The following is a 4230-nucleotide window of genomic DNA, read 5'->3' as shown; positions in this document are numbered from 1 at the left end:
ATATGGATGGAACATTATTTCAAACAAACAAAATATTAGAAATATCGCTTAAAGAAACGTTTGATCACTTAAGAATGCTGAATTTATGGGAAAAAGAAACCCCAATTGAAAAATACCGTGAAATTATGGGTGTACCCTTACCAGTAGTTTGGGAAACCTTGTTACCTGACCACAAAAATATCGTAAGAGAACAAGCGAATGATTTTTTTCATGAGAAATTAATTACTCATATTAACGAGGGTAATGGTGCACTATATCCGCATGTGGTGGAAGTTTTCAATTTGTTAAAAAATAATGGTTGTTCCATTTTTATAGCAAGTAACGGACAAATCGAGTATTTACAAGCAATCGTAAGACATTATCACTTAGATCGATGGGTTACAGAGACATTTAGTATCCAACAAATACAATCTCAAAATAAAGGTGACTTAGTCCAAACCATCGTTAAAAAGTACACGATTGAAAAAGGTGCTGTTATTGGTGACCGATTATCAGACATTAACGCTGCCAAAAGCAATGGATTAATGGCCATCGGCTGCAATTTTGACTTTGCCCAAGAAGACGAATTGGCTCAAGCGGATATAAAAATTGATAGTTTATTAGAACTAAGAATGATTGTAGAGAAGCTTTCTTGCAAAGCTTAATCCAATTTGGGTTAATGAAAAGATAGTTTAAGTAATAAACTGACAGGAGGAAATAAATATGAGCGGGATTGTAAAAACACCTGAACCCCCTTATTACGCGGTTATTTTTGCTTCAGAAAGAACGGAAGGTGACAGAGGGTACGGAATAATGGCGGACAAAATGGTCGAGTTGGCAGCACGGCAAAAAGGATTCTTAGGTGTGGAAAGTGCCCGGGATGACCAGTTAGGAATTACAGTTTCATATTGGGATTCTATTGAATCCATCAAAGTGTGGAAGGAAAATTCTGCACATAAAGTGGCCCAAGAAAAGGGGAGAGCTGAGTGGTACAAAAATTTTTCTCTCAGAGTATGCCGTGTGGAAAGACATAGTTTTTTTGAAATGTAGTAAGTGATACGGTTTTCTTAACATATTGTTTGTTCTGCAAATTTCTGAAGAATCGGTGTGGTAAATTTGATAAAAAACAAGAAATATATCTATTTTGCTATTATTCCCTTTTTGTTGTCTATGGCGATGAAATTCCCTTTCCCAGATGAAATCCCTTATGGAGAACCAATGGTTGAGGTGTTTGAAATACCTGTAAGTACAACCAATGGAATCAATTTTATAGGAGTTATCTCGTTATTTCTTCTGATAGTAAGTTTATATTTGATTGTGAAAGGATTGAATAAATTTCATGTTCGGTTTGTAGTGGTGGCAATGGTAGTTTACACATTCACTCCACCTTTTGTAGCCACTTCATATCAAAAGACGTTTGCATCTGGTATCTATGCCATTTCTTATGACTCAGTTCATAGTAAATGCAGCTTTGAAAAAATGAATGAAACCACATTGCATGGGATGTGTGAACTTCCTTTTGAAAACTACAGCAAAAAGGATGTCCAGTTCAATATAGAATTTTATAAACAGGATGCTTTCGAAGATGATACACCATTGCTATCTCTTATGAATAACGATGCACCATATAAGGTTAGGTTAAGAGGAAATGAGAGTAAGCGTATAAAAATTGAAACAAATATCGATGTCTCAAAAATGAAAAATCAAATTGATTCAGGAGAGTCATCAGAAGTTCATTTGATCATTAAGGCCGGAAAAAGAAGCAGGAAATTATAGCTCTCATTTAAGTCAGAATAGAGGATATTCAGACACTACAAACAGCAAAATACCAAAGATAGTCCGAATAGGGGGCCTATTCGGACACAAGAGTCAGGAAATAGCCAAGCGTTGTCCGAATGCAGGTGCCATTCGGACACAACAAGCAGGAAATGGCCAAGCGTTGTCCGAATGCAGGTGCCATTCGGACACAACAAGCAGGAAATGGCCAAGGGTTGTCCGAATGCGGGTACTATTCGGACAAAACAAACAGAAATTCCCCATCTCCATTCCCCGAATACGACCCTCAATAAATCAAAGCCTACATAACTTGAATACCTACATATACCTCAAATGCTGATCCCCAAAAAAGCCCTTCAAAATATAATCCCCATCCGGGACATTTAGTTTTTTAAATCCTAACAAAAACTCTTTATTGTCATATGGTACTTCTCTAAAAGCAACGGAAACTTCTCCCTTATCACCAATGGTTAGGACAGCGTAGCTGGCCAAGGGATGATAGTTGCAGCCTAAGGAACTTGGATTGAGATATAGGCGCTCTTTCGATTTAAAGTGGTGGATGACGTGATGGTGTCCAAAACAGACGATATCAGCAGTAGATGTTCGGTAATGCTCATCGAGTTTCGCCTCAGTTGGTTCTTTATCCAATGGGATAAACACATGTTGATCACTCAAATGGTAATGGACAAACAATAAATGTTTATCATTGTACACAGCCTCTAAAGTGACCGGAATCTCAGCTAAAAACGGAATGTACTCCCTATCAAGGTGACCGGTAATCCATTGATGATGCACTTTCTCCTTACCTCTGCTATAAGGTTCTCTACCTGCAATGATATCCAAAATAGCTTCGTCGTGGTTTCCCATGACAAACGAAATATCTGGACGTGAACTTAACAGCTGAAGAACCTCATTCGTTTGATACCCAATCCCGACCAAATCCCCCAAACAATAAATATGTTCAGCAAAAGTATCCTTGTCGATATCATCCAAAACTGCCTTTAATGCTGAATAATTACCGTGAATATCCGTGATGATTGCGATTTTATGTTCCATTTTCAATTCTCCGTTTTTCTCATAGTTTAACTACTTGTAATCAATTAAATACAAATAATTGAATATGGAATCTAAGGAGTTTTTACTGTCTTTCTCATCCCAACTTTAAAAATCCATCTAAGAAGCGGTGGAACAGCAAAGTAAATAAAAAAGAGGCGGAAGAGCTGATAGCCGGTCACCATCGATAAATCAGCATGGACGGCATGAGCGAGAATACCCATTTGGTCCATTCCCCCAGGAGCCAAGGCTAAAAAACTGGTCGAATGGTTAATATGATAGAATGCAACGAGCAGCATGCTTAACCCGATCGAGACCAAAATCATGACCATCCCGCTAATAAGCGCAAGTGTAATAATTTTTGTTTTATGCTCGAGTTTCTCTGGTTTTAATAGCAACCCAATATACCCGCCAATCATAAATTGAGAGACATCCAGTAAAGTGGGAGGTAACGCCGGACCATGCAATCCCATCAAATTGAATATCGCTGTTCCTACGATTGGACCTAATAAATAGGGTGTAGGAAAGTTAAGTTTTCTAGCCAGTAGGGCACAAACCACACAAATAATAACAAACCAAATGACCGTTGGAAAAAGTGGGCTAGGGGCGACTGCACCACTAGTAACCAAGCCAGAAGCTGTGTGGGAAGTATTGTTAAAAAGTGGTCCGACAATAAGAAAGGGAACAAAGAAAATAATCATAATCAATCTTGCAACTTGGAGAAAGGTCACCGTTGTAATATTAATTCCTTTTAATTCTTCAGCAAATATAATCATTTGTGAAAGCCCGCCTGGAATACTGCCAATCAAGACCGTAGGATAATCGACCCCGGACAGTTTGGATACGACATATGCTATTCCAGCGCAAAAACAAACGAGCAAAACCGTCATCAGCAACATCGAAGGCAGTTTCGCCACGATTTCCAAGAGTGCTTCTTTTGTGAACGAAAGGCCGATGGAATATCCAACGATCACTAAACCTATATCTCGAATCCTGCTCGGCCAGTAGTACTGAACCTTTCCGAATCTCGAGCCAATCAAAACCGCGGCCATGGGTCCAAGCAGCCAAGGAATCGGTGAATGGAGGAGAGTGAACATAAAACCACCGATAAAGGCGGTTATCAATGTGACACAAAATCGAATCCTTTTATCGTCATTAGCAAATTGAATCAAAGCAAACCCTTCTGTCTATAATAAATTAGTTAATCAATCCCGTCCCTGAAGGAGGGAAACTTGAAATTTATGTAATTCAGCATTCATAACACCCTCAATAACGGCGGGGTCTTTTTCCATAATCACTTGAGCAGCATCCAAAGAATCAGATCTAAAAACACAAATCCCAAGGGCTCCATCTAAACAAGGACCAGCCAGGATTAGTTTTTCTTCGGCTAATAGTCCCTTTAAATAATCAAAATGCTTCGCC

General features: G+C 38.8%; 7 protein-coding genes. 4 read left to right on the top strand and 3 right to left on the bottom strand.

Annotated features, from left to right (window positions below):
• Positions 1–2: 2 nt before the first annotated feature.
• From V7137_RS23965 to V7137_RS23950, 4 genes are all read left to right on the top strand, one after another.
• Positions 3–644 (top strand): HAD hydrolase-like protein, encoded by a 642-nt coding sequence (locus V7137_RS23965; RefSeq protein WP_335700395.1) that lies wholly within the window; start codon positions 3–5, stop codon positions 642–644.
• Between the two features lie 58 nt (positions 645–702).
• Positions 703–1029, top strand: coding sequence for an antibiotic biosynthesis monooxygenase family protein (locus V7137_RS23960; protein ID WP_335700394.1), 327 nt, complete (start codon positions 703–705; stop codon positions 1027–1029).
• 66 nt (positions 1030–1095) lie between these two features.
• Positions 1096–1755, top strand: a complete 660-nt coding sequence (locus V7137_RS23955; RefSeq protein ID WP_335700393.1) for a hypothetical protein — start codon at positions 1096–1098, stop codon at positions 1753–1755.
• Positions 1756–1874: 119 nt separating this feature from the next.
• Positions 1875–2048, top strand: a complete 174-nt coding sequence (locus V7137_RS23950) for a hypothetical protein (RefSeq protein ID WP_335700392.1) — start codon at positions 1875–1877, stop codon at positions 2046–2048.
• Between the two features lie 25 nt (positions 2049–2073).
• Here the strand turns inward: V7137_RS23950 and V7137_RS23945 are convergent, their stop codons facing one another.
• The 3 genes from V7137_RS23945 to V7137_RS23935 all read right to left on the bottom strand — a co-directional run.
• Positions 2074–2811 (bottom strand): metallophosphoesterase family protein, encoded by a 738-nt coding sequence (locus tag V7137_RS23945; protein WP_335700391.1) that lies wholly within the window; start codon positions 2809–2811, stop codon positions 2074–2076.
• Positions 2812–2882: 71 nt separating this feature from the next.
• A complete protein-coding gene (locus V7137_RS23940) occupies positions 2883–3980 on the bottom strand; it encodes an AbrB family transcriptional regulator (protein WP_335700390.1) in 1098 nt (365 codons plus the stop codon).
• Between the two features lie 33 nt (positions 3981–4013).
• Positions 4014–4230, bottom strand: a 217-nt coding sequence (locus tag V7137_RS23935; protein ID WP_335700389.1) for a YciI family protein, incomplete at its 5' end; no start/stop codon positions are given.

This window comes from Neobacillus drentensis (assembly GCF_036962765.1).
Classification (GTDB): Bacteria; Bacillota; Bacilli; order Bacillales; family Cytobacillaceae; genus Neobacillus; species Neobacillus drentensis_C.
Note: the sequence above shows the minus strand (reverse complement) of the source record. Positions and strands in the feature narration are given on the sequence as shown.